This window comes from Cyanobacterium sp. IPPAS B-1200, assembly GCF_001747005.2.
GTDB lineage: Bacteria > Cyanobacteriota > Cyanobacteriia > Cyanobacteriales > Cyanobacteriaceae > Cyanobacterium.
Map to the genome: position 1 here is coordinate 456,968 of NZ_CP182899.1, position 25,452 is coordinate 482,419.

Annotated in this window: 25 protein-coding genes; 11 read left to right on the forward strand and 14 right to left on the reverse strand. The window is 37.8% G+C overall.

Going from position 1 to position 25,452, the window contains the following annotated elements; all coding sequences use genetic code 11:
- Window positions 1–96 precede the first annotated feature (96 nt).
- On the reverse strand, window positions 97–660 hold the full coding sequence (locus tag A5482_RS01985; protein WP_069790120.1) for a 50S ribosomal protein L25/general stress protein Ctc: 564 nt from the start codon (window positions 658–660) through the stop codon (window positions 97–99).
- A gap of 110 nt (window positions 661–770) precedes the next feature.
- Window positions 771–2,108, reverse strand: coding sequence for an adenylosuccinate synthase (locus tag A5482_RS01990; protein ID WP_069790156.1), 1,338 nt, complete (start codon window positions 2,106–2,108; stop codon window positions 771–773).
- A gap of 202 nt (window positions 2,109–2,310) precedes the next feature.
- Between A5482_RS01990 and thiD the strand changes: the two genes are divergently transcribed.
- A complete protein-coding gene (gene thiD / locus A5482_RS01995) occupies window positions 2,311–3,135 on the forward strand; it encodes a bifunctional hydroxymethylpyrimidine kinase/phosphomethylpyrimidine kinase (protein ID WP_069790121.1) in 825 nt (274 codons plus the stop codon).
- A 24-nt stretch (window positions 3,136–3,159) separates the two neighbouring features.
- Here the strand turns inward: thiD and A5482_RS02000 are convergent, their stop codons facing one another.
- From A5482_RS02000 to obgE, 3 genes are all read right to left on the reverse strand, one after another.
- The gene (locus tag A5482_RS02000; RefSeq protein WP_069790122.1) at window positions 3,160–3,498 is read right to left on the reverse strand and encodes a hypothetical protein; all 339 of its coding nucleotides are present in this window, start codon (window positions 3,496–3,498) and stop codon (window positions 3,160–3,162) included.
- Window positions 3,499–3,960: 462 nt separating this feature from the next.
- Window positions 3,961–4,926 carry an ABC transporter ATP-binding protein gene (locus A5482_RS02005; RefSeq protein WP_069790123.1) on the reverse strand — a complete coding sequence of 322 codons (966 nt, stop codon included), beginning with the start codon at window positions 4,924–4,926 and terminating at the stop codon, window positions 3,961–3,963.
- A gap of 121 nt (window positions 4,927–5,047) precedes the next feature.
- Window positions 5,048–6,091 (reverse strand): GTPase ObgE, encoded by a 1,044-nt coding sequence (gene obgE / locus A5482_RS02010; protein ID WP_069790124.1) that lies wholly within the window; start codon window positions 6,089–6,091, stop codon window positions 5,048–5,050.
- A 504-nt stretch (window positions 6,092–6,595) separates the two neighbouring features.
- On the opposite strand from obgE, the gene A5482_RS02015 reads away from it, so the two are divergent.
- Window positions 6,596–7,285 (forward strand): response regulator transcription factor, encoded by a 690-nt coding sequence (locus tag A5482_RS02015; protein ID WP_069790125.1) that lies wholly within the window; start codon window positions 6,596–6,598, stop codon window positions 7,283–7,285.
- 54 nt (window positions 7,286–7,339) lie between these two features.
- On the opposite strand, the gene A5482_RS02020 is transcribed toward A5482_RS02015, so the two are convergent.
- On the reverse strand, window positions 7,340–8,152 hold the full coding sequence (locus A5482_RS02020; protein ID WP_069790126.1) for an EI24 domain-containing protein: 813 nt from the start codon (window positions 8,150–8,152) through the stop codon (window positions 7,340–7,342).
- Window positions 8,153–8,397: 245 nt separating this feature from the next.
- On the opposite strand from A5482_RS02020, the gene A5482_RS02025 reads away from it, so the two are divergent.
- On the forward strand, window positions 8,398–10,032 hold the full coding sequence (locus tag A5482_RS02025) for a YcjF family protein (RefSeq protein ID WP_069790127.1): 1,635 nt from the start codon (window positions 8,398–8,400) through the stop codon (window positions 10,030–10,032).
- A gap of 103 nt (window positions 10,033–10,135) precedes the next feature.
- Here the strand turns inward: A5482_RS02025 and A5482_RS02030 are convergent, their stop codons facing one another.
- The gene (locus A5482_RS02030; protein WP_069790128.1) at window positions 10,136–11,059 is read right to left on the reverse strand and encodes a substrate-binding domain-containing protein; all 924 of its coding nucleotides are present in this window, start codon (window positions 11,057–11,059) and stop codon (window positions 10,136–10,138) included.
- A 231-nt stretch (window positions 11,060–11,290) separates the two neighbouring features.
- Here A5482_RS02030 and A5482_RS02035 point away from each other — a divergent pair, with 231 nt between their 5' ends.
- The 3 genes from A5482_RS02035 to A5482_RS02045 all read left to right on the forward strand — a co-directional run bounded on the left by A5482_RS02035 (window position 11,291) and on the right by A5482_RS02045 (window position 14,146).
- Window positions 11,291–11,872, forward strand: a complete 582-nt coding sequence (locus tag A5482_RS02035; RefSeq protein WP_069790129.1) for a hypothetical protein — start codon at window positions 11,291–11,293, stop codon at window positions 11,870–11,872.
- A 105-nt stretch (window positions 11,873–11,977) separates the two neighbouring features.
- Window positions 11,978–12,982 carry a tryptophan--tRNA ligase gene (trpS, locus tag A5482_RS02040; protein ID WP_069790130.1) on the forward strand — a complete coding sequence of 335 codons (1,005 nt, stop codon included), beginning with the start codon at window positions 11,978–11,980 and terminating at the stop codon, window positions 12,980–12,982.
- 264 nt (window positions 12,983–13,246) lie between these two features.
- Window positions 13,247–14,146 (forward strand): methylenetetrahydrofolate reductase, encoded by a 900-nt coding sequence (locus tag A5482_RS02045; protein WP_069790131.1) that lies wholly within the window; start codon window positions 13,247–13,249, stop codon window positions 14,144–14,146.
- 34 nt (window positions 14,147–14,180) lie between these two features.
- Here A5482_RS02045 and A5482_RS02050 read toward each other — a convergent pair whose 3' ends face one another.
- The 5 genes from A5482_RS02050 to A5482_RS02070 all read right to left on the reverse strand — a co-directional run bounded on the left by A5482_RS02050 (window position 14,181) and on the right by A5482_RS02070 (window position 17,472).
- The gene (locus A5482_RS02050; protein ID WP_069790132.1) at window positions 14,181–15,017 is read right to left on the reverse strand and encodes an inositol monophosphatase family protein; all 837 of its coding nucleotides are present in this window, start codon (window positions 15,015–15,017) and stop codon (window positions 14,181–14,183) included.
- Between the two features lie 73 nt (window positions 15,018–15,090).
- Complete coding sequence (locus A5482_RS02055; RefSeq protein WP_069790133.1) at window positions 15,091–15,570, reverse strand: low molecular weight protein-tyrosine-phosphatase; 480 nt, start codon at window positions 15,568–15,570, stop codon at window positions 15,091–15,093.
- A 75-nt stretch (window positions 15,571–15,645) separates the two neighbouring features.
- On the reverse strand, window positions 15,646–15,990 hold the full coding sequence (locus tag A5482_RS02060; RefSeq protein ID WP_069790134.1) for a YbaB/EbfC family nucleoid-associated protein: 345 nt from the start codon (window positions 15,988–15,990) through the stop codon (window positions 15,646–15,648).
- Between the two features lie 195 nt (window positions 15,991–16,185).
- Window positions 16,186–16,734, reverse strand: coding sequence for a spore maturation protein (locus A5482_RS02065; protein ID WP_069790135.1), 549 nt, complete (start codon window positions 16,732–16,734; stop codon window positions 16,186–16,188).
- A gap of 117 nt (window positions 16,735–16,851) precedes the next feature.
- Window positions 16,852–17,472, reverse strand: coding sequence for a nucleoside recognition domain-containing protein (locus A5482_RS02070; protein WP_069790136.1), 621 nt, complete (start codon window positions 17,470–17,472; stop codon window positions 16,852–16,854).
- A 181-nt stretch (window positions 17,473–17,653) separates the two neighbouring features.
- Between A5482_RS02070 and psb34 the strand changes: the two genes are divergently transcribed.
- The 5 genes from psb34 to fusA all read left to right on the forward strand — a co-directional run bounded on the left by psb34 (window position 17,654) and on the right by fusA (window position 22,053).
- A complete protein-coding gene (gene psb34, locus A5482_RS02075) occupies window positions 17,654–17,842 on the forward strand; it encodes a photosystem II assembly protein Psb34 (RefSeq protein ID WP_069790137.1) in 189 nt (62 codons plus the stop codon).
- 101 nt (window positions 17,843–17,943) lie between these two features.
- On the forward strand, window positions 17,944–18,609 hold the full coding sequence (gene msrA / locus A5482_RS02080; protein WP_069790138.1) for a peptide-methionine (S)-S-oxide reductase MsrA: 666 nt from the start codon (window positions 17,944–17,946) through the stop codon (window positions 18,607–18,609).
- 97 nt (window positions 18,610–18,706) lie between these two features.
- Window positions 18,707–18,847 carry a hypothetical protein gene (locus A5482_RS02085; protein WP_201150043.1) on the forward strand — a complete coding sequence of 47 codons (141 nt, stop codon included), beginning with the start codon at window positions 18,707–18,709 and terminating at the stop codon, window positions 18,845–18,847.
- A gap of 245 nt (window positions 18,848–19,092) precedes the next feature.
- Window positions 19,093–19,332 carry a hypothetical protein gene (locus tag A5482_RS02090; RefSeq protein ID WP_242411906.1) on the forward strand — a complete coding sequence of 80 codons (240 nt, stop codon included), beginning with the start codon at window positions 19,093–19,095 and terminating at the stop codon, window positions 19,330–19,332.
- A gap of 627 nt (window positions 19,333–19,959) precedes the next feature.
- Complete coding sequence (fusA, locus tag A5482_RS02095; RefSeq protein WP_069790140.1) at window positions 19,960–22,053, forward strand: elongation factor G; 2,094 nt, start codon at window positions 19,960–19,962, stop codon at window positions 22,051–22,053.
- 166 nt (window positions 22,054–22,219) lie between these two features.
- Here the strand turns inward: fusA and A5482_RS02100 are convergent, their stop codons facing one another.
- A complete protein-coding gene (locus A5482_RS02100) occupies window positions 22,220–23,371 on the reverse strand; it encodes an NAD-dependent epimerase/dehydratase family protein (RefSeq protein WP_069790141.1) in 1,152 nt (383 codons plus the stop codon).
- A gap of 359 nt (window positions 23,372–23,730) precedes the next feature.
- Complete coding sequence (locus tag A5482_RS02105; RefSeq protein ID WP_069791842.1) at window positions 23,731–25,383, reverse strand: IS1182 family transposase; 1,653 nt, start codon at window positions 25,381–25,383, stop codon at window positions 23,731–23,733.
- Window positions 25,384–25,452: the final 69 nt, after the last annotated feature.

The window sequence follows — 25,452 nt, forward strand, 5'->3', positions numbered from 1 at the left end:
ATAAATATATACACCCTACCATTTTGACCCACAAAACAAAAACCCCTCGAAAAGACTTCGAGAGGCTCAATAATGTCCGTCACGGTCGAAAAAAAATTAACCTTTTTTACGAGGAGCAACAATACCGATGATGTTTTTATTAGGATCATCTAAAACGTTGATTCCTTCTGATAAAACGAGATCAGCAACTTGGAAGGTTTTACCAATGTCAACTTTACTAATATCCATCTCTAGGAATTGAGGAATATTATCAGGGTAGCAACGAACTTTTACTTCCGTTACCATTTGCTCCATGATACCGCCTTTTTTGATACCGATAGAAGTACCAACGATTTTTACAGGAACAACTACTTCTACTTGATTATCCCCAGAAGGACAGAAGAAGCTAATGTGGTGGAGGGTTCTTTTCCAAGGGTGAGATTGAACTTCTCTGATCAATACTTTACCATTCCAAGAAAGTTCGGGAATAGTCATCTCTACTAAAGTGTTGTTGATAGAAGCACTTTTGAGAAGGGCGATCGCCTCTTTGTGACCTAAAACTAAGGAAATAGCTTCAGAACCACTATGACCGTATAAGTTAGCGGGGAGCTTACCTTCACGACGTAAAGCTCTTGGTTTAGAGCCTTCAGGTCTGGTGTTACATTCTAATGTGACTTGCATTTTTTTACCGAATTTAATTATAAATTTTATATTTTGATAATTTACCCAAGCAATTTAATTGGGGGTTAATTTTGGAACAATTTTAATAATAACCAAAATATACTTTTAATTTAGGACTGTTGGAGAGGATTTACATTGGCATTAAGTAAAGCTCTTTTTGGTCCATGGATAGGATCTTCAACGATAATGGTTTGTTCTCTACCTGCCCCAAGGGAGACAATCGCAATGGGTAATTCCATCAAGTCTGCCAAAAATTTAAGATAATTGAGGGCATTTTCAGGTAATTCTTCGAGGGTACGGCATTCCGTGGTGGATGCTTCCCAACCGGGTAGAGTTTCATAGACGGGCTTACAACGAGCAAATTTATTGGCATGGGTAGGTAATTCGGTGATGGTTTCGCCATCTACTTCATAGGCTACACATACTTTTATCTCTGGTAATTCGTCTAAGATGTCTAATTTAGTTACTGCCAAGCAGTCTAAACCGTTAATTCTGGCGGCATATCTACCAATCACAGCATCAAACCAACCACAACGACGACGGCGCCCCGTGGTAGTACCAAATTCAGAACCACGATCGCCCAATAAAATACCGATTTCGTCTTCTAGTTCGGTGGGGAAAGGTCCTTCTCCTACACGGGTGGTATAGGCTTTTGCTACACCAATGATACGGTCAATAATAGTAGGTCCTACTCCAGCACCAACACAAGCTCCCCCAGCAATGGGATTTGAGGATGTTACATAAGGATACGTACCATGATCAAGATCCAGTAGTGTTCCCTGCGCCCCTTCAAATAAGATATTTTTCTTACTTCTTACGGCTTGGTTGATTTTTAGGGAACTATCAATGACAAAAGGACGTAGTCTTTCGGCGTAACCTAGGTATTCCTTGATGACTTTTTGAGGGTCTAGGGGAGGTAAACCATAGAGTTTTTCGAGGACTGCGTTTTTGTAGTTAATAGTCCATTCTAACTTGTCGGGATGGCGATCGCCATTAATCAAATCAAGCATTCTAATGCCGATTCTTTCCGCTTTATCAGAATAGGTAGGCCCGATGCCTCTGCCCGTTGTACCAATTTTGAATTTACCTCTTCTGTCTTCTGCCGCTTGATCCAAGATGCGATGATAAGGCATCGTCACATGGGCAGTTTGAGAGATAAATAAGTTGTCAGTGGACACATTGAGATCAACTAATTGATCAATTTCCTCTAACAATTCCTGCGGATCTATCACAGTACCAGAACCAATAATACATTCTGTATCAGGGTATAATATCCCTGAAGGGATTAAATGTAACTTAAAGGTTTGACCATCTACGACCACAGTATGTCCTGCATTTACGCCCCCTTGGGAACGCACCACGACATCCGCTGATTTACTGAGTAAATCCGTGATTTTTCCTTTTCCTTCATCGCCCCATTGGGCGCCTATTATAATAACGTTAGCCAAGAGTTTTTTAGTGCTAAACTTCACACAAACTATTATTATCGCAGTTTAAAATTTTTATGTCAAGTTTTATTTTTTTGAAATAGGGAATAGTAACAATAATCTTAAATTTTGATATTTGTAAAAAGCTGAATGGAATAAGTAATTGACAGTTTTAGATAAAAATTAGAAAATTGATTTATTAAATTATTTTGAGTAGGCAAAAATGAAAACGGCGGTAGCGTTAACCATTGCGGGTTCTGACAGTGGTGGTGGTGCAGGAGTTCAGGCGGATTTAAAAACTTTTGCCTTCAATTATGTTCATGGTACCAGTGTAATTACTTGTCTCACGGCACAAAATACTAAAACCGTAACGGAGGTAATGGCGGTATCTTCTGACATGGTAAAGGCTCAATTTGAGGCGGTAATCAGTGATATTAAGGTAGATGCCCTGAAAACGGGAATGCTTTTTAATGAAGAAATTATCTCCACGGTAGCTGATTGTATCAAAACATGGGGTGGCAAAAATATTCTTATAGATCCTGTAATGGTTTCTCGCACAGGAGCACAGTTAATTGATAATGAAGCGGTGGAAGCGATGAAAAGTTTGCTTTTTCCCCAAGCCCTCATGCTCACGCCTAATCTATACGAGGCTCAGTTGTTGAGTGGTATATCTATTACATCCATTGATGATATGAAACAGGCTGCTACTAAAATTTACGATTTGGGGGTGAAAACAGTTTTAATTAAAGGTGGTGCCGCCCAAGGAGAAAATAAAGGAATCGATGTTTTTTTTGATGGACAAGATTACACCGTTATTCAAATAAAAGCCGTTGATACTCTTAATAATCACGGTACAGGATGCAGTTTAGGGGCGGCTATTACTGCCCATCTAGCCCTCGGAAAATCCCTCCCAAGGGCGATCGCCTCTGCGAAGGAATATGTCACCACAGCGTTAGAATATTCCCTGGAAATAGGCTCAGGATGCGGTCCTATCGGTCACTTTTTTCCGATGATAGAATCACAATATCTTGAATTCCATCAGAACTAATTGACCTATACAATAATGATCTGACTACTCACTTTCCCATCCATCAAGGGATACGGGAACAAAATCACCATAAATAGTTAAGGCTAAAAATAAAGGTTCCCCTTGAGAAATCAATTTTCCACTTAAAACACAACTCTCATCTTTTCTGGCGATGCCTTCTATGGTTGCTCGAATATCTGTTTTTGCGAAGTTTGGTCGATATTCTCCTGATTTTTGTTGTACATAATTCCACAAAATATCACGGATTAATGTTTGATAACCCTGACTTCCGGAAAGAGACTTTAAACTATCTTTGAGGCTCTTTTCCAGACGAATACTGGTTACCTCCATTTGAGTTGTAGAAGTTCTGTGCATTGAGCGCATAATGTTGAAGTTTTTATACTTTGTATATTGGGTAAGACTAGAGTAGTATATTAATCTATATTTTGCTACAAAAATATATGATTTTTTACAAACCTTAACCATTAATTATTTTCTTGAAGAATCATCTTCTAAGTTTTTGTTATGTTCCTAATTTTACTGCTTAAGTATATGTCTATATAATAGGATAAATGAGGTTTTTAGCTTTTGCAGCAGTTTGAAATGATTAGGAATAAACTAATTATCAATAATTTGGACGAAATAGTTCTTGTGGTCTTTGTGGAGTGATAGTTTTTTATGTTTTAAGATGTAAAACTTATGAAATAAGAGTGCTATGGCGTTAATTATGATATGTTTTTAGGCAATTTTCATTTAATCAAATATTTTTTGTCCTGTTTTTTTGGTAAATATCTTCTTTTAAAATAGAAGCAAACTTTGTTTGTTTCTCACCATCACAAGTTAAGATTAGGATGTTTGTTCATGACCTAGCTTGAGGAAAATGGTTTCTAGGCTTTCTTTTTCGCAATGGAAATTATGTATAGGAATATCTGCTTTTATGAGTTCCTTTAAAAGTTGAGAGGCTTGTTCTAAGTCCCCTGTAAAATGGGTAAGATATTGATTTTTATCGGGTAATTTTTCCCAATATTCTACTAAAAGACAGTTGTTTAATTTTTGCTCTAGTTGGTCGTTTTTTGCGAGGGCGGAAATAAATATTTGTTGTTTACTAAATTTTTGGTATAGATTTTCTAGGGATGAATTTTCGACTAAACAGCCTAATTCCATAATGCCGATGGATGTACATAGTTCGGCTAAATCACTGAGGACATGGGATGATATTAAAATGGTCATTCCCGCTTGTTGCAGTAGCTTAATGGCTTGACGAAATTCTAGTCTGGCGATAGGATCTAGTCCTGATACGGGTTCATCGAGCAGAAGGATAATGGGTTGATGGATAATGGTACGGGCAAGGCTAAGGCGTTGTTTCATGCCCCTGGAAAGGGTGGCAATGGGGCTATTTCTTTTGTTTTCGAGGTTAACGGTTTCTAATACTTCTTGTAGTCTTTGTTTTCTGAGGGGTTTTGATAGTTTGTAAAGTCTGGCGAAGTAATCGAGGTAGTCAATGACGTTAAGGTCATCATAAAGGGGATAGTCGTCGGGAAGGTAGCCTAGGTACTGTTTTAGGTGGGGGTTGGTATTATCTCGCAAAAGGCGATCGCCATTTAGATATATTTCCCCCTTGGTAGGCTCTTCGGCGGTGGCTAACATACGGATGAGGCTAGTTTTTCCGGCCCCATTGGGGCCAATTAAACCATAAACTTCCCCTTGTTTAATTTGTAAATCTACTTCATTAACGGCGATGTTTTTGTCATAGATTTTGGTTAATCCGTAAGTGGCGATCGCAATTTGTTCTTGATTATCGTTAATTAACATTGTTATAAAAGGGGAATGGGCAATAGTAATAATATTTCAAACATCGAATGTTGATTATTATTTGATAATATTTCATACCATCATTAAGAAGCAATGCCAAATAATCAAAATGAATTGATGCTCAATTTTCCATTGCTAGTTGTTCATCTTCTATGGTTAATTGATCTAACATGGTTAATTGATCTAATTCCTGCCAAATGGTTTGTAAAAGGCGATCGCACCCTGCCCCAGTCACTGCCGAAATCAAGAAAATTTGATCATTCGTAACGGCCCGAAACTGCTCTATCAAATACTGTTGGGTTTCCTCATCAATAGAATCAATCTTATTAAGAGCCAAAATCTGGACACGCTCAGGCAAACCACGGCCATAAGCATTCAACTCCTCCTGAATAATTTTATAATCTTCGAGAGGATCTTCTGCATTAACATCCACTAAATGTAATAGTAACCTGGTGCGCTCGATGTGCCGTAAAAAATCATGCCCTAAACCAATACCATCCGAAGCCCCTTCAATTAACCCCGGAATATCTGCAAAAACTGTTCCATCCCCCGTCGGCTTTCTTACCACCCCCAAATTAGGTACAAGGGTAGTAAAAGGATAATCAGCAATTTTTGGTTTAGCAGAAGACACCGCCGAAATAAAAGTCGATTTTCCTGCATTGGGTAAGCCAATAATACCCACCTCTGCTAACAGTTTCAACTCTAAACGAACTTGTTTTATTTCCCCCTCCAAACCAGGTAAAGCATACTCAGGGGCGCGGTTACTGTTACTCAAAAAATGTTGATTTCCTAAACCTCCCTTACCCCCTTTTGCCACCACAAAAGTCTCATTTTCCTTCACCAAATCATAAATTAACTGCTCCGTCTCTATGTCATAAACCATCGTGCCACAGGGTACCTCTAAAATGCGATCCTTACCCCCTGCCCCCGTACGATTGTTCGGGCCTCCTCTCTTACCATCTTCCGCCTTAAATTGACGAGCGTAGCGAAAATCCAAAAGGGTTTGTAAATTAGTAACAGCCTTCAAAATTACCGAGCCTCCTCTACCTCCATTACCCCCCGAAGGCCCTCCCGCAGGGACATATTTTTCTCGACGGAAAGCAACTAAGCCATCTCCGCCATTTCCAGCTATTACTTCTATTTCTACCTGATCTATAAATTGCATCGATTTTTATTAGTGGATAACGAATATTGGCACTTCCCAAGGGCAATTTTCATATATACCCTTTTTACTTCTTCTTATGAACTTGTAGAGCCATCATTATTTTACCTTATTTTGTTTCAGTTCCCAGAATATTTGATCAGTTAGAGCAGGAAATGGTGAAAAAAATTAACAATCTACAATACAATTAATGATACATCCTTAAACCTTTAATTTTAAGTATTTTTTTAATGTAACTCAGCTTGTTTTGAGTGGATTATCATTAACTAAAATTATTTAAAAAATTTGAAAAATATAAATTACTTTTTTGTTAAAATTATTTAAGATCTAATTTATAATATTCTTTAAAAAAAAGAGGATATTATATCTCTGATTAAAATAAAACTTGTTGCTAAAGTTAAACACCTTATGGGTGTAAAAGTCTTAGGTGAGACTTTCATTTTGGTGGTAAAAAGGGTTATAGTTTTTGATGTTATTTAAAACAATATTTTTATATTTACAACGTTTATGACAGAACATATTTTATTAGTAGATGATGAGCCTGGTATTAGGGAGTCTTTACAAGCATATTTAGGAGATAATGAAGACTGGCAAGTAGATGTTGCTAGTAATGCCAGAGAAGCATGGACAATGTTACAAAACGAAGTTCCTGACATTATCATCTCAGATATTATGATGCCCGAAGTTAATGGACTGCAATTTTTGGCTCAACTAAAAGAGGATATTCGTTTCCAGAGTATTCCTGTAGTATTTTTGACAGCCAAAGGGATGACAACCGATCGCATCGAGGGATATACTGCTGGTTGTGATGCTTATTTACCTAAACCTTTTGATCCTGATGAGCTAGAAGCTATTATTAAAAATTTACTGGAAAAAAGTAAGGTTAGACAGGAAAGTAACCCCCAAAGCACTCAGTTGGATGAGTTGGTAAAAGATGTTAAGGACATTAAAGATAAATTAGACAATCCTAATAAGTTGAATGTAACAGAGTCTCCTATCAAAATTGATTTAACCCCTCGAGAACAAAGTGTATTAGACTTAGTGGCAAAGGGTTTGATGAATAAGGAGATAGCCAAGACGCTACAAACTAGCGTTAGAAATGTGGAAAAATACGTTAGTCGTCTATTTAGTAAAACAGGTACTAACAGTCGCACAGAATTGGTACGTTTTGCCCTCACCCATGGTTTGACGGATTAGTTTATCGAATCATAAACTAGCCCACCCTCATGATTCCATTTTTTTAGGCACAGCCTACATATTTCTTTGTCTAAGGCGATAATCACAAAATAGTAATGTACCTCCAGACACACAGAGGGGTACAACAACTAAGTTTAGGAGGGGAATACTAATAAGACTCAAACAAATTAGACCAAATCCTGCACTACTGGGAAAACGGGCAAATACAAACTGTATTTTGTGTCTAAATTTTAGTCTTCTTCTTTCGAGGGGGGCATCAAAAAAATCTAGGCAGATTATTAAAATGGTTAGGGATAATCCTCCGATACCTGAGATTAAATTACCAAAGGCGGGGATAAAGTTGAGTAAAAATAAGGGAATAGTTCCTAAGATAATTAGGATGATTTTTTTTAGCTCAAATAACAAGGCTCTCAATATATCTTGGAAGATATTAACTTCTACTAATTCAAGATTTCCTAGTTTGATTATTTCTATGTGTTCGGATAGTTTTCCATACCATGGAGAGCCTAAAACACTACCAAATTGAACGATAATAAAACCAACTATTACAAATAATAGAACAGTTAATACAGTCCTAATTATTACAACAAAAATTGAAGTTATGGGCAATAAAAACCCAAGGGCTTCAGGTAGTCTATTAAAATAGCTAAGGGCGATCGCACTTATATCATTCTCCAGAATGTCAAAAAATAATAAACTAGGCTGTAATAAAAGAAGATAAACACCTATCCCAACTACTATATTAATAAAAATAGGAACTACTAAATACTGCAACAATTTTTTATTTTTAATAATTAATTGTAAGGCTTTAAAAGGATATAATAAGCCATCAATAAATCCAAAACCAGTAAAAATATTTCTAAACATATCAAAAAATAATGGTGATATATAGCGTATCAAATATCAGCATAATGTCAACTACAAAAATAGCTAACTCTTACATAAATTAATTTAATCACCTATAATTTAACTTACCAATAATTTTTCCTAAGTAGTATTGATAAAACAAAAGTGATGTTAATAATAATCTATTCAAAATAAACACTACACTATAACTTTTCAAACATAAAAATTCTAACATAACCCCTAAAAACTACCACCTTCCCAAAGCTATGCGCCTGTCTCGTCTTGTAACCATTGTTATCGGCTTAAGTATAATTTTCGGCTTAATGCTGTGGTTAGTTAGTGCGTTATCTCGATTGTATAGCGAAATTTCTTGGACAAGTCCACTACTCGCAAATTTTTTAGTCTTTGTCCTAATTTTATTATTAATATTTTTCATTGGTATCTTCCTTTATTATTTTGGCATTATTCCCAACGATAAAACCAGTCAAACCTCCAGAGGAAAAGGAAAAAGAAGGCGCCCCTTACCTGCCCTTCCAGCCCAAAAAAACGAGATTGCCTCAGAAACTATTAGGGCAGTAAAAAAACAAGTTGCCCAGATTCAAGATGAAGTCAGCCAAAAAGCCTTATTAGAAAAATCGCAACAAATTGAGGCAGACTTTACCACAGGAAAATTAAAAGTAGCCGTATTTGGCACGGGTAGTGCGGGAAAAACATCCCTTGTAAATGCTTTAATCGGGGAAATGGTGGGGGAAATTCAAGCCAGTATTGGCACTACCACCGAAGGAGTAACCCATTCTCTCAAGTTGCCTTCTGCTAACCGAGAAATATTGATTACTGATACCCCCGGTATTTTGGAAATGGGCGCCCCGGGAGAAATTCGAGAGCAATTGGCGAGGCAATTAGCCACGGAGGCGGATTTGTTACTGTTTGTTTGTGACAACGATTTGAGGGCCTCGGAGTTTAAACCTTTGGAGGCTTTGGCAACCATCGGCAAAAGGTCGTTATTAGTTTTCAATAAAATTGATTTATATTCAGAAGAAGAACAAGGAATTATTTTAAGTAGTCTTCAGCAGAGGGTGGCAAGGTTTATTCCTAGTAATGATGTTATCCAAGCCTGCGCTAATCCTCAGCCTGTGCAATTTTCGGCGGATGAAATGATTCAGCCTGATGTGGAGGTGGATAATGTGATTAAACGGTTGGCGGCTATCTGTCGGGCGGAGGGGGATGATTTGTTGGCGGATAATATTTTGTTGCAGTCGCAAAGGTTGGGGGAGGAGGCAAGAAAGTTGATTGCCCAGCAACGTAGCCGAGAAGCGGATAAGATTATCACTCGTTATCAGTGGATTGGGGCGGGGGTGGTGGCTTGTACTCCTGTGCCTGTGGTGGATATGTTGGCAGCAGCGGCGGTAAATGCTCAGATGGTGGTAGAAATAGGACAGGTTTATGGTTGTGAAATTAATAGCGATCGCGGCCGAGATTTAGCGGTATCCTTAGGTAAAACTTTGGTTAGTTTGGGGGTGGTAAAGGGCGCTGTGGAGTTGGTGGCAAGGGCTTTGCAGTTAACCCTTGCGACTTATGTGGTGGGAAAAGCTATTCAGGGGGTGAGTGCGGCTTATCTGACTCGTATTGCTGGTAAGAGTTTTGTAGAATATTTTAGCCATGATCAAGATTGGGGTGACGGTGGTATTACAGAAGTAGTGCAAAGACAGTTTAAACTTAGTCGCAAGGACGAATTTATTAAGGCTTTTGTCCAAGATGCGATCGCACGAGTAATTGAGCCGATTAAGGATACCTTAGAGGAAAGTTTTGATAATAATGATTATCCTGAGCAAAGTAATGATGTTTATTTTGATGATGATGGCTGGGGAAATGGCAATCTTAAAAAGGATGATTGGTGGTAGAAATAATTGATAATTGATAATTGATAATAAAAATTAAATGTTTCAGCTTACTAAAGTCTTTAATTTATTAATCTTATTTCTCTTTAATTCTAACTCTGAAACCTTAGTTATTTATCCAGTTTGCAAAGTATTTTAAATTGTTTATGTGTTCCTGATTTAAGCTATTTTTATTAATTAAAAACCAGTAAGAAGTAAGCAAAGGATAGGTAAAATTGTCAGAATTACTATAATTTATATTTTCTTTACTTAAACGGTTAGTATTACCAATAAAATGAGAGACATTCGGAGTAATAAAGTTACCAAAATCATTTTCTAATTTAGCAATATTTAGTTCATTTTCCCTTGCAATGGGACATTCTACATAGCTAATTGCCCCATCTATTTGTTTTAGGGTAGAAACTATAGCCTCACTGCCCCTTGCACTTATTCCCATTTCCCATGGAATAGTTTTTGTTTCTCCTATGTTTTGTTTCCATTCATCGCTAATGGAACTTAAATATTTACTAAAATATAAATTTGTCCCGCTATTATTGCCATGAAAAATCACTTTTATTTTTTTGCTTTCCGTTGCTCCTAATTCTTGCCAATCGGTTATTTTACCAGTAAAAATATTAGCTAATTGTTCTTTTGTTAGTTGTAAATTATCGATTTGTTGATGATTATAAATAAGGGCGATCGCACTTAATCCCATAGGAAATGATAAAATATTATTATCAAATAATTTCAACTCTTGTTCATTAAAACTAATATCAGTAATAGCAAAATCAATAGAGCCTTTTTTTAATTTATCAAGAAGAATATCACTACTATAAATAGAATCATATTTTATATGCAAATCAGGATTTATCTGTTTGTATTCACCAAACCACTGATTCATAAGAGTATCTGAAAAGTTTTCCCCCATGCCATAAATCTGTGTCGATTGTAATTGAGAATAAAAACCCTGAGACTGACTACCCAGAAAACTGCCACAAAAACCTGTTAAAGCACCCATAAAACTTCTGCGTCCTAATCTAAAATTATTCATCTAAATAAAATCTAATTATTTTTCAATTTATTGTGGCGTATAGCTTTTTTGTAGCCATAGACTAGGTACATATTAGAAGAAGATGAGATAATATAAATTAAGAAATAGTTAAAAGCAGTTTAATTTTTTATTAACTTTATTTTTTAGTTAGCAAACTCTATATTCATTTTATAAAAATATATTTTACTCCTCGAACAAAATTTAATTAATAATTATCAAAAAAATAAAAATATGGATTATTTAAATATATTAGAATCTGCTGTCACAAGCAAAAATAAAAAGCCAAATGGTGAATTAGTGTATGAGGCATTATTAAGTGCTGAAAAAGAAAATCGGAAAGAAAGTATTAAATATAATTTTGAACAACTCTGGGGAGAATGGCGCCTAACTTTCATAACAGGGACAAAAAGCAGTCAAAAAAAGATGGGAGGATTACTAGGAAAAGGCTTTTATCTTCCTCCATTAGCAAAAATAACCATATCCTACAATGCTGACTCAGATAACCCAAAATCTTTACAAGGTAGGGTGGCAAATAAAGTAAATGTTGGTTTAGTTACTTTTATTATTTCTGGCCCTATTAAATATGTAGAAAAAAGAAATATTATGGCTTTTGATTTTAATCATTTATCCATGTCTATTTTAGGAAATAAATTGTATGAACAAGATGTAAGAGGTGGAGTAAAAAGTGAACATGAATTTTATATAAATAGTATTAGTAAACAAGCCTTTTTTAGCTATTTTTTAGTAACAGAAAATTTTATTGCTGCCAGAGGTAGGGGGGGAGGTTTAGCTTTGTGGAAAAAGGAGAGGTAATCATTAAACCATAGGGCAACAACCTTAAACGGTGGTCAAAAATCTTAAAAAGTCTTAATAAATGTTATAATTTGCGACTGGGTAGTTACATAAATTCTAAGTATAATGAGCAAAAAGCGTATTTTATCAGGGGTACAACCTACAGGAAATTTACACATCGGTAATTATTTAGGGGCAATTCGTAACTGGGTAGAGATGCAACCCCAGTATGACAACTTTTTTTGTGTAGTAGATCTTCATGCTATCACTGTACCCCATGATCCGAAGGTTTTAGCCCAAGATACTTACAACATTGCTGCGTTGTATTTAGCCTGTGGTATTGATTTAAGTTACTCTACTATTTTTGTCCAATCCCATGTAACTGCCCATAGTGAGTTGGCATGGTTACTCAATTGTGTTACTCCTCTAAATTGGTTGGAGAGGATGATTCAGTTTAAAGAAAAAGCCATTAAACAGGGAGAAAACGTTAGTGTTGGTTTACTGGACTATCCTATTCTGATGGCGGCGGATATTTTGTTGTATGATGCTGATCAAGTACCTGTGGGAGAAGATCAAAAACAGCATTTAGAGTTAACCCGTGACATTGCCATTCGTTTTAATGATCGTTATGGCACAGAAGAATCTCCTGTGTTAAAAGTGCCAGAGCCTTTGATTCGTAAGGAGGGGGCGAGGGTAATGAGTTTGGCGGATGGTACGAAAAAGATGTCGAAGTCTGATCCTTCTGAGTTGAGTCGTATTAGTCTTTTGGATTCTCCTGATGTGATCAAGAAAAAGATTAAAAAGTGTAAAACTGATCCTACCATGGGCTTGGCTTTTGATCCCGATCGCCCTGAGTGTAATAATTTACTTGGTTTATATACGATTTTTTCTGGAAAAACAAAAGAAGAAGTAGCCCTTGAGTGTGCAGACATGGGTTGGGGTAAGTTTAAACCGTTGTTGACTGAGGCAACCATTGAGGCTTTGTCTCCTATCCAGACTAAGTATGCGGAAATTGTGGCGGAAAAGGGTTATCTGGACTCTGTGTTGAGGGATGGTAAGGAAAGGGCTGATGAGGTGGCAGGTGCTACTCTCAAAAGGGTTAAAGAGTCTCTTGGTTTTTTGATTGGTTAATTGATATTTTTGACCTTTTGCCATATAAACTTTATCTTATTTCTATAAATTTGATCCCCCCTAGCCCCCCTTAATAAGGGGGGGAAATTATTTAAAATTTTCTATAAATAATTTAGAAATTAGATCTTCAAAAAAAATAACTCTCTAAATTTCCTCAAAATTAGTAAATTTTTAATTGTTGAATATACCATCACTTTTTGCACTTTACATATTTTTAAATATTATGAAAAACTTATTTATCTTCATTATTAAAAGTTTATAAAAATGGGAAATAATTTGTCAAAATTACAAAAGGCGATCGCCCTTAAACAATTTTTAATTACCGCAGAAATTACTCCTCCGAAGGGTGGTAATCCAGAACGTATGTTGGAGGTGGCAAAGGTACTTAAAAATCGAGTCCATGGGGTAAATATTACCGATGGTAGTAGGGCTGTATTAAGGATGTCATCGGTGGCTGCGTCAGCGTTACTACTAAGGGAAAGTATTGAGCCTATTTGTCAGGTGACAGGGCGCGATCGCAATTCTATCGGTTTACAAGCCGACTTGATGGGGGCTTATGGTTTAGGAATTAGAAATATTTTAGCCCTAACTGGTGACCCCATTAAAGCAGGAGATCATCCCCAAGCCAAAGCAGTTTTTGAGTTGGAATCTATCCGTTTACTAAACTTAATTGACAAATTAAATCAAGGTTTTGATATTAATAATAAAGCCTTATCTGATGGTAAATTAGAACTATTTGCAGGGGCAGCCGTTGATCCTCAGTCTAAAAGTTGGTCTGGTTTACAAAGACGTTTTGAAAAGAAAATAGAAGCAGGGGCACAGTTTTTTCAAAGTCAATTAATTACTGATTTTGAAAAGCTAGATAAATTTATGACCCAAATTGCCATTAAGGGCGATCGCCCTATTTTAGCAGGAATATTCCTCTTAAAAAGTGCTAAAAACGCTTTATTTATTAATAAATATGTTCCTGGGGTAGAAATTCCAGAGCATATCATTAAACGCTTAGAAAAAGCCCAAAATCCTCTCCAAGAAGGAATAAAAATTGCTGCTGAACAAGTAAAAATGGCTCAAGATATATGTCAAGGAGTTCATTTAATGGCGGTTAAAAAAGAAGAATTAATTCCCGAAATTTTAGATTTAGCAGGAATAAAACCCTTACAATAAACCGAATATTTATTGATAAAAACTAGAACAAAAATTAACCCACCACATCAGGAAAAGAAAAAGCAGGGCTATGGGGAGTATTCTTCAACGCCACCATCAAAGCATCATGGATTTTTCCATTAGTAGCGAGGATACGCCCTGTTTCAATGTCAAACTCTGAGCCATCATAGGCGGTAATATACCCTCCCGCTTCTCTCACGATAACAACTCCAGCGAGTAAATCCCAAGGACTTAAACCCCTTTCCCAATAACCGTCTAATCTTCCCCCTGCCATCTCACACAAATCGAGGGAAGCACTTCCAGCCCTTCTTACCCCTTGGGTTAGGTGGGTGAGATAACAAAATTCGGCGTAATTATTATCGTCAGTTTCTCGTCTATCGTAGGCGAAACCTGTCACCAGTAAACTATCTTTTAATTCTTCGGTGTTGGATACCCTGATAGGGTTACCGTTGAGGGTTGCTCCTAATCCTTTTCCAGCGCACCATAATTCTTCTTTCATAGGGTTATAAACCACACCAACCGAGGGGATGCCGTCAATATTTAGACCGATGGAAACAGCCGCTTGAGGGTAGCCATGGGCATAGTTGGTAGTGCCGTCTAGGGGGTCAATTACCCATTGATATTTATGGTTTTGATTGCCACTTTTACCTGATTCTTCGGCAAAAATAGCGTGATTGGGGCAGTGTCTTTGTATGACTTTTATTACTTGCGCTTCGGATTCTTTATCTACTTGGGTAACTAGATCACCTGATCTACCTTTTTGGGCGATCGCCAATTGTTTCCCCCAATAGTGACTGAGTACAGCACCCCCAGCCCTTGCGGCTAATAGGGCAATATCGAGATAAATAGAAATAGATTCTTTAGCAGTCATTTTGTTAATTGATAATGGACAATTGAGAATTGATAATAAAACAAAGATTTAAAGATTATTATTTTTGCCTTAATCAGTTGATACTATATTCTCTTTTCACATAGTCTAATAAACCTTCACAGGAATCAAGTAACAAATCAATCACATAATCAAAACCCGATTCTCCACCATAATAGGGATCTGGTACTTCTGTATCAGTATGATGGGAAGCAAAATCACACATTAACTTAATTTTGTCTCTATATTTTCCCTTCAAATCCAAAGATAAAATATCATGATAATTAGCCTTATCCATAGCTAAAATTAAATCAAAATATTCTAGGTCAAAATCTTCAATTTGTCTTGCTTTTCCCACTAATTTAATGTTTCTTTTTTTCCCTGCCTCCCTCATTCTGCTATCAGGAGGAGAGCCAATATGATAACGGGAAGTTCCAGCCGAATCACAGGTTATTTTATCTTGTAAACCCTCTTTTTCTATCAAATGAATCATAATATTTTCCGCTGAGGGCGATCGGCAAATATTACCTAAACATACAAATAATAACTTAACCATCACAAAAAAATATAACCTAATTAAACAAAAAAAATCAAGGGCTGAAGATGTTCCAGCCCCTCAAATAACTCTTACCTACATTCCAGGAAGTCCAAAACTACCAGTTAACTCTTCCATTCTCTCACGCATAGTCTCAGTGGATTTTTGATAGGCATCTTTATAAGCAGCGGTAACACTTGCAGATAAAGCCTCTGAACCATTAGCCAAAGCTTCATCCTTAATTTCTACCTTCAAAGGCTCTTGATTTCCGCTCATGGTGACAATAACTAAACCATCTTCGCTTTGTCCCTGAATTTCCATGGTTTCTAGTTCTTGTTGAAGCTGTTTTGCTCCCTCTTGCACTTGTTGGGCTTTTTTGAAGGCTTCCGCAAGTTCCTTCATTTTACCTAAGCCTAGTCCAAATCCTTTTCCTTGTGCCATATTTATATACTCTTTTTACATTAACAATAGAATAACAAACAAATTTTAACACTACCTTACCCCTGTTCGATGCTTATATTGTCTTTTAGGATAGGAAATTGAGAAAACAATAGAGAATAAATAATTGCAATTAAGGTAATAAAACATCAATAAATTATCAATTATTTACCCTTTTTTTACAAACTAAATATGTTGTTAAACAAAAAACAGACGGCAAATATAAACAGCACTAAAAATGCCAACCACATCAGCGATTAACCCTGCAAAGAGGGCATGGCGTACTCTCTTGATGCCCACGGAGCCAAAATACACTGCTAAGATGTAAAAAGTTGTTTCAGTAGAGCCATACATGGTGGCGGCAATTTTACTGATGAGGGACTCTGGCCCGTAGGTTTCTACTAAGTCACTGAGTAACCCAAATGAGCCTCCCCCAGAAAGAGGGCGCATGATAGCGAGGAGCAGATTTTCGGGGGGAAAACCTAGCATGGACAACACGGGGGATAGAATATTAAGCATGATGTCTAATGCTCCACTAGCCCTAAACATTCCGATGGCAACGAGAATGGCTACGAGGTAGGGAATGATTTGAATGGCAATGGTGAAACCATCTTTTGCGCCTTCGGTGAATACTTCATAAACTTTGACTTTTTTAAACACGAGGGCATAAAAGGGAATGCCCATTAAAAGAAGGGGAATAATATATTTAGCGCTGGTGTTAAATATGTCGGCAATGGATTCAATCATTATTTTGGTGTTATTAAATTGGCTTTAATTTAGGTTATTGTCAACAATAGGCTTAAGCCCATTGCCCATTATCTAGTTTTCAAAGTGTTGAGAAATTTTATCTCCAATTCAGATTAATTACTCATGGAAGTCTGATTCTTCTATTTCTTTTTTAGGTTCAGGAATGGCAAACTGAGGTAATTTTGAAAGGAATTTGACGGCGGTGACTCCTGCAATGGTGGAGCAGGATGTGGCGAGAATGGTGGGAATGAATAAGCTACTAGATTCAACTCCCATGAGGGCTACTACGGTGGCGGGGAGAATTAATTGCACACTGGAGGTGTTGATAGTCAAAAAGGTACACATGGCATTGGTGGCAGTTTCGGGATGGGGATTAAGTTTTTCTAGTTCTTGCATAGCTTTTAAACCCAAGGGGGTGGCAGCATTGCCTAAACCCAACATATTAGCGGACATATTCAGTACCATGGCACTCATGGCGGGATGATCTGGGGGAACTTCTGGAAATAGCCAAACGGTGATAGGACGGACGATACGGGCGATCGCACTTATTAACCCAGCCTCCTCCGCAATCTTCATAATTCCTAACCAAAGAGCCATGATACCGATTAAACCAATGGCTAGGGTAACAGCGGCTTCAGCACTACTGATGGCAGCTTCGGTGACAGCATCAATATTGCCATTGATTGTACCAACAATAACTGAAATCCCTATCAATGCAAACCAGACATAATTAAGCATAATAATTTATTTGAGCAGAAAAATTAACATTCATTTTGACACAGCATCACAAAGAAATATTAATTTTGACAACAAAAAATGTAAAGTAATATCAAGATTTATTACTACACGTCCCCTAAAATTAAAGTCTGATCATAATCTATAGACTATTGTAATTTTTAGCAAATGAGGTCATCAGTATATGCCATATACCACCGAAGACGGCGGCAGAATTAATAATTTTGCCCATGAACCCAAAGTTTACAAAGCTCAAGCTCCCACAGAAACCGAAAAAAGAAATAATATCATCTTAATTATCTTTTCTACCATCCTTGTGGCTGGGGGAATTGCGATCGCCTTTTACGCATCCACCAACCCTCCCATATCTTAAAAAAAATAAAAGTCTCCGTTGCTCCAGAAAAGCAGAAACAGAACCATAGACGATAAGATGAAATAAGACCGTAATAATTCTTTACCATCATTAACAAAACTATGTTTTTATTTGGACTCGGAGACAAAAAACTAAGCCTACCCAAACCAGAAGAAGCCCTCAAAGGTAGAGACAAAAAAATGCCCCTACCCTCCAAACATTTCGTTAACGGCAACTCCTTCAAAACCGAATATCCAGCCAACATGGAAAAAGCCGTATTTGGCATGGGTTGTTTTTGGGGCGCTGAAAGAAAATTTTGGCAACTAGAAACAGGAATTTATCTCACCGCCGTAGGCTACGCCGCAGGTTATACCCCCAACCCCACCTATGAAGAAGTATGTAGCGGTTTAACAGGTCATAACGAAGTCGTATTAGTAGTTTATGACCCTCAGATTATCAGTTACGAAACCCTTTTAAAAGTATTTTGGGAAAACCATAACCCCACCCAAGGAATGCGCCAAGGTAACGACAGAGGCACTCAATATCGCTCAGGGATTTACACTTATTCTGCCCAACAAAAAGAATTAGCCCAAAAATCCAAACAACTTTATCAACAAGAATTAAATAAAGCAGGATTAGAAGAAATTACCACCGAAATCCTTGACGCACCAGAATTTTACTTCGCTGAAGGCTACCATCAACAATACCTCGCCAAAAATCCCAACGGTTATTGTGGTTTAGGCGGTACTAAAGTTTCTTTTCCCGAAATTTCTTCCGTCAAAAACTAAAAATATCAACAAATGTGAACCTTCCATAAGAAGGAGATATTTTTAAGTTAACCTGATAATAAACAGTTCTTTTTCTTTAAATTAACTTTGAGGTCGTATGTCTGATCTAAACCGTGGCATCATGAAATTTGAAGGCGCTGACAAACCTATTATTGTGGGTATTTCCGCTTTTGTTATTCTCGGTGCTATTACCGCATTAATTATCTGGGCGTTAAATTCTGCCTATGCCGTAATCTAATTACTATCAATGGTCGTCCCCTCAGTCTTATGGGGGGATAACTTGCTTAGTGGATAATTCTCCATTGCCCACACCCATCACAATAAAATTTCAGTAAAATCTAAATAATTAGTGATTAAAAAAGAACAAAAGTGAGTTTTTTTAAACCTAGTGAAATAGTTTGTTTAGATAATCAAAACAGGTCATTATATTGTGAAATTATTGATGTTATAACGCAACAAAATAAATGCTGGGTTCGGCCTCTGATGTTGGTTAACTTCATACAACAAGATGAATATGAAAAGGCGGTAAAAAATATTGATGATTTGCGCTACACTTCAGATTTATTATGGAGTACAAACTGTTTCCGACCTGTTTTTGATACCGAATATATAACCTTTTGTGGTCAATTGCCTGAATTTGAATTTGATGATAAAAAAATATTAACCGCAAAAAAAACCCTAAGACATTTCATTCAAGATCTTTGGTTATTTAATGGTAACTGATGTTACGCAAAAATATAATTAATTTAAGATGGTAAAAACGTTGGATGTTCATATTGTGTTTGTACACGTGCTGGGCAGGGAGCTAGGAGTTGGGCTAGGAGCTAGGAGTTGCGCAAGGGGCTAGGAGTTGGGCAAGGGGCTTAAGCCCCTTGTTAAAATTTACAGATAAAACTTAACTCATAAATGAGTATGTAACGTCAGATAGTAAATAAAATATCATATTTAAGCTATAGGAAGACCAAATAATTTTCCACTTATTTACGCAAGAAAACGAAAAAAAAATTATCTTTAAATCCCATAAAAACAGTTAATCAAAGATAACTTAGAATTACCACACAAAAAAGAATAACTTTTTATTATCCCCCATCTCTTCAGTCAGTGGCGTAACTTGTTTATATAACGTAACGCTATGATATAATCAACTATAATATTTCAAAACCTTGAAAACTAGATATAGATGTAAAGTAATGGTCTCGCCAAGGCTAAAAACTAATGTCTAGGATCATCTAAAATCAAGACTATGAATAATGTTGCTACTAGCTTAGTCCGCAACAAAATTTTAACTCAACTACCTAAAAAAGAAAATAAAATTAGGTTACAACACAGAAACTGTATATATATAGATAAATTATGAAAGATCTCGCTCGATATAGAAATATTGGGATTTTTGCCCACGTTGACGCTGGAAAAACAACCACTACAGAAAGAATCCTAAAATTAACTGGTAAAATTCATAAACTTGGCGAAGTACATGACGGTGCCGCTACTACCGACTTTATGGAACAAGAGCAGGAGCGAGGAATTACCATTCAATCCGCCGCTACAAGCTGTTTTTGGAAAGATCATCAATTCAATATTATTGATACCCCCGGACACGTTGACTTCACCATCGAAGTATATCGTTCTTTAAAAGTTCTTGATGGTGGTATTGGGGTATTTTGTGCGTCTGGTGGGGTTGAACCTCAATCTGAAACCAACTGGCGTTATGCTAACGATTCTAAGGTTGCTCGTGTAATTTACGTTAACAAATTAGATCGTACTGGTGCTGATTTTTACAGCGTTGTTAAACAAGTAAAAGAAATTTTAGCTGCTACTCCTTTGGTAATGGTATTACCTATCGGTCTTGAAACCGAATTTAAAGGAGTTGTGGATTTATTAACCCGTAAGGCTTGGGTTTGGGATGACTCTGGAGATCCTTTAAACTACACCATCGAAGAAGTTCCTGCGGACATGGTGGACGATGTAGAAATTTACCGTGAGCAGTTAATCGAAACTGCGGTAGAACAGGATGAAGTGTTGATGGAAAAATACCTCGAAGGAGAGGAAATTTCTGTTGATGATATTAAGCGTTGTATCCGTAAAGGTACTCGTGATTTGGCTTTCTTCCCTACCTATTGCGGTTCTTCTTTCAAAAATAAAGGGGTTCAGCTAGTTTTAGATGCGGTAGTTGACTATTTACCTGCCCCTGATGAAGTTAATCCTCAGCCTATTGTGGATTTAGAAGGTAACGAAACTGGAACGTTTGCTAAAGTTGACCCTGAAGAGCCTTTCAGAGCTTTGGCATTTAAGATTATGGACGATCGCTACGGCGCCCTAACCTTTACCCGGGTTTACTCTGGTAAGTTAGAAAAAGGTATGACCGTATTAAACACCGCCACTGGTAAAACTGAGCGTGTGGGTAGAATCGTAGAAATGCACGCCAATGATCGTATTGAGGTGGACTCTGCCCAAGCAGGAGACATTGTGGCTATTGTAGGGATGAAAAACATCCAAACTGGTCACACCATCTGTGATCCTAATCACCCTGCTACCCTTGAGCCTATGGTCTTCCCTGAGCCTGTAATCTCCATTGCTATCAAACCTACCCAAAAAGGTGGTAACGAGAAAATGGGTATGGCTCTTAGTAAAATGGTTCAAGAAGATCCTTCTTTCTATGTGGAAACTGACCAAGAAAGCGGTGAAACCATCATTAAAGGAATGGGTGAGTTACACCTTGATATTAAGGTGGACATCCTCAAACGTACCCACGGTGTGGAAGTAGAAGTTGGTAAACCTCAGGTTGCTTATCGTGAGTCTATCACCAAGGTAATTAATGACAGTTATACCCACAAGAAACAGTCTGGTGGTTCTGGACAGTTTGGACGTATTGACTACACCATCGAGCCTGGTGAAACTGGTAGTGGATTCTTGTTTGAGTCTAAGGTTACTGGTGGTAATGTTCCCCGTGAATTTTGGCCTGCGGTTAATAAAGGTTTTGAATCTAGTATTGATAAAGGTGTGTTGGCTGGTTATCCCTGTGTAGATCTCAAGGTGACTTTGACTGATGGTGCTTTCCACCCTGTGGATTCTAGTGCGATCGCCTTTGAAATTGCTGCCAGAGCAGGTTATCGTCAATCCATTCCTAAAGCAGGGCCTCAAATTCTTGAGCCTATTATGAATGTAGATGTATTTACCCCTGAAGATCACATCGGAGACGTAATTGGTGACATTAACCGTCGTCGTGGCATGATCAAATCCCAAAACACTACCCCCATGGGTGTCAGAATCAAAGCTGAAGCTCCTTTGAGTGAAATGTTTGGTTATATCGGTGATTTACGTACCATGACTTCTGGACGTGGTCAATTCTCTATGGAATTCTCTCATTATGCTCCTTGTCCTAGAAATATTGCTGAGGATGTAATTAAGGAAGCTAAAGAGCGCGAATTAGCACTGGCTAAATAATCAAAATCATTAATCATTAAATAGGTTTTGTGGGTGGGCATTGCCCACCTTTTTTTATGGGGAAAAATGCTACGCAAAAAAAAGCCCCCCACCCAGTAGGTGAGAGGTTTAAAGTGAGGGCAAACAAATAGATGGAGAAGAGATTATAATCCCATGGTGTTGTTTTTTATCTGCGCCAAGATACCTTGGGTAAGATTTGTTCTAAATTAGCTCTATCTTTGTACTTAGTCGCAAAGTTAAGTAAAGAATCGAGCAAGGAGTCAGAGAGATAGTGAGGTTGTAAACCTAGATCTAATAATTTGGTGTTTTTAGCGTTGAAGTAATGTTCTTCTAATTCAACTCTAGGGTTATCAATCTTGTTAACTTTCACTTTTAAGCCGATGGTTTGTCCGGCTTTTTGAACCATGGTAGCCAAGTCATTGATACTAAATCTTTCGGTAAATTGGTTAAATACTCTGAATTTTCCAGCTTCCGCAGGGTTGGCGATCGCCAACTCCATACATCGTACAGTATCACGAATATCCAATAAAGCTCTGGTTTGCTGTCCGCTACCATATACCGTCAAAGGATGTCCTAAAGCGGCCTGAATACAAAAACGGTTGAGAGCAGTACCAAATACGCCATCATAGTCAAGACGGTTAACCAACATCTCATCCATGCCAGTTTCCTCAGTCAAGACACCATAAACAATACCTTGGTTTAAATCTGTGGCACGAATACCCCATACTTTACAAGCAAAGTGGATATTATGGCTATCATGTACCTTACTCAAGTGATAGAAGCTACCAGGCTGTTTAGGATAAGGTAATACATCCTTACGACCATTATGTTCAATTTCGATATAACCTTCTTCAATATCAATATTAGGAGTACCATATTCGCCCATAGTACCCAATTTAACTAAGTGAGTATCAGGAAACTCCTCTTTGAGAGCATAGAGAATATTAAGAGTACCTACCACGTTATTGACCTGGGTAAATACAGCGTGTTCTCTATCAATCATAGAATAGGGTGCGCTGCGTTGTTCCCCAAAATGCACCACAGACTCAGGCTCAAATTTACGAAAAGCCTTGATTAAGAAATCGTAGTTAGTAATATCACCGATAAATAACTCAATTTTTTTACCAGTTAACTCATACCATCGCTGAATACGCTTCTGAATAGGAGCGATGGGGGTTAGGGTTTGTGAGCCTAATTTATCATCCCAGTGACGACGGGCTAAACTGTCGAGAATTGCTACTTCATATCCTTTGTTGGAGAGGTGCAGGGCTGTTGCCCATCCACAGTAACCATCTCCACCTATTACTAATGCTTTCATCTTACTATTTGTATTTTAATATCAATATTTAGGTTAATTTACCAATTATTGGTACTCAAAAGATCATTAAATATGATTTTTTTGCTTAAAATCCAATTTATCACTAAATTTTCGTTTCTATAGAGTCTATGTGTTGAAGAATACAATAAAATCATGGCTAAGTACTTACTAGATCGATCATTGATGGTTAGGGGTTAACTAGATTTTGCTCCAAAAGTCCAAAACTTAGCTATGGGTTATGAGGGCGATCGCACATAACTAAAATCTTTCGAAGTCTGACAATTTGGGGTTTGAGTAGCAACTGATACTGCTGATGAACTTAACAAAAAGCAGGTTGAAGAAAAAAATCACTAGTCTAGCTAACCTGGAGCTAACTTAGCAAAGGAAGAAACACGAGTTTGAGATAAAGGCACTCCCTCAAACCACGCGAACAGACGAAACACGTTCATTGCCGTTGCTGTAAAGATGTGTTGTAAATGCACTTTCTCCAAACCAACATAACGACAGTTCCGTAACCCTAAGGCACGTACGCCCTGAGAAATTGTCCCCTCTACTCCCGCACGGCGGTTATACTGCTTCGACCATTTTTTAGTCTGTTGCTGTTGGCGTCTTTTGAGAATTGCTAAATACTCTTGCTGCGGACGGATAGTTAGCTCTCTGGGTTCAGTCCGAGAACGGGTACATAAGTGACGGAACTGACACTCTCGACAAGCTTGGCGAGGAAATTTAATCCCGATGACCGTATTATCCCATTGGTCTTGATGAACCGTCCATTTCTTGGTACTTTTAACCCCCTGAGGACACGTGGCTTGTTGAGTTTTCCAGTTGATTTTAAATCGACTCAGATCATAGGCATCAGGCTCTTTTGACTGCCAACTTACGTTTTCTCGGACTGGACCCACTAGGTCAAGCCCATATTGTTGTTTGCTCTCAACCAACAGAGTTCCATCCACATAACCCGTATCTACCAAATGTTCTTTGGGTAATAATTCCTTTTGCGCTAAGGATTGATGAATTGATTCAATTTGGTCGACATCAGCCAAATGTGCCTCCGTGGTTTTTACGTTGGTAATCAGATGCACTTGATTCTTTTCACAGGTTTCGCTCAGATGAACTTTGTAACCGAGCCAAGTTGTATGACGCTTTTTGCTATAACGAGCCTCTGGGTCGTAGGGAGAATTTGAGCGCATCCCAGCGGGAGGTAGATCTTGGTGAGAACGCCAATGAAGTTGACCATTATTGACCCAATATTGATGAACCCAAGTCATTCGCAAAGTTTCGACAGCGGGAACCTCCCGCAACCATCGGGGTGAATCTGGATGGTCATAGAGCTCTTCGAGAATTTTCAGGCCATCACGTCCAATGGTTTCAGCCATAAGATTACGAGCTTCTGTCCCTTTTGGCAGTCGAGAATCTTCGACGGGTTTACTGTAGCGCTCAAACCAATCGTCTTCAATGACTGAAGATAACCAATCTGGAGCCACAACAGCTAAAGCGTTTAAGGCAGCTCTGAGGGTTTCTCCTACGCATTCAAGTCGATTCAGATTCCGAATTGACGCTAATATATGGGTCGAATCAGTTCGAGCTTGACCTCGGGCTTTGATCAGATTGAGCTGTTGACAACGTTCTAAAAGCTTATCTAAAACCAGTTTTTCTTTTCCTCCCTTCAGGAGTCGAGAACGAAATAAGCTCAAAACTGAAGCATCAAAACCTGAATCGCTCAATTCTAATCCTAGAGCGTATTTCCAGTCGATGCGAGCAGCCACAGCCGCTACGGCTCCTCGGTCGGATAAGTCAGACATGTACTGCATGACACAGACAAGAACTAACCGCCAAGGACGCAGAGCAGGTTGACCTTCTGTGGCATAGAGTTCAGCAAAATCCAAGTCATTGTAAAATATTCCGAGTTCATCTCTCAAGGTCATGTAGGGATTACCTTGGGGAAAGGCTTGGTGAGCAACTTCTCGGGTCAGAGGTGGTATGGGTTGGATGGACTGAGGATGCAGACTCATAATGATTCACTACTCCCAGAATTAATTTTGTTATCTTAATATCATAAATCTAGATCTAATAAAGGCAGA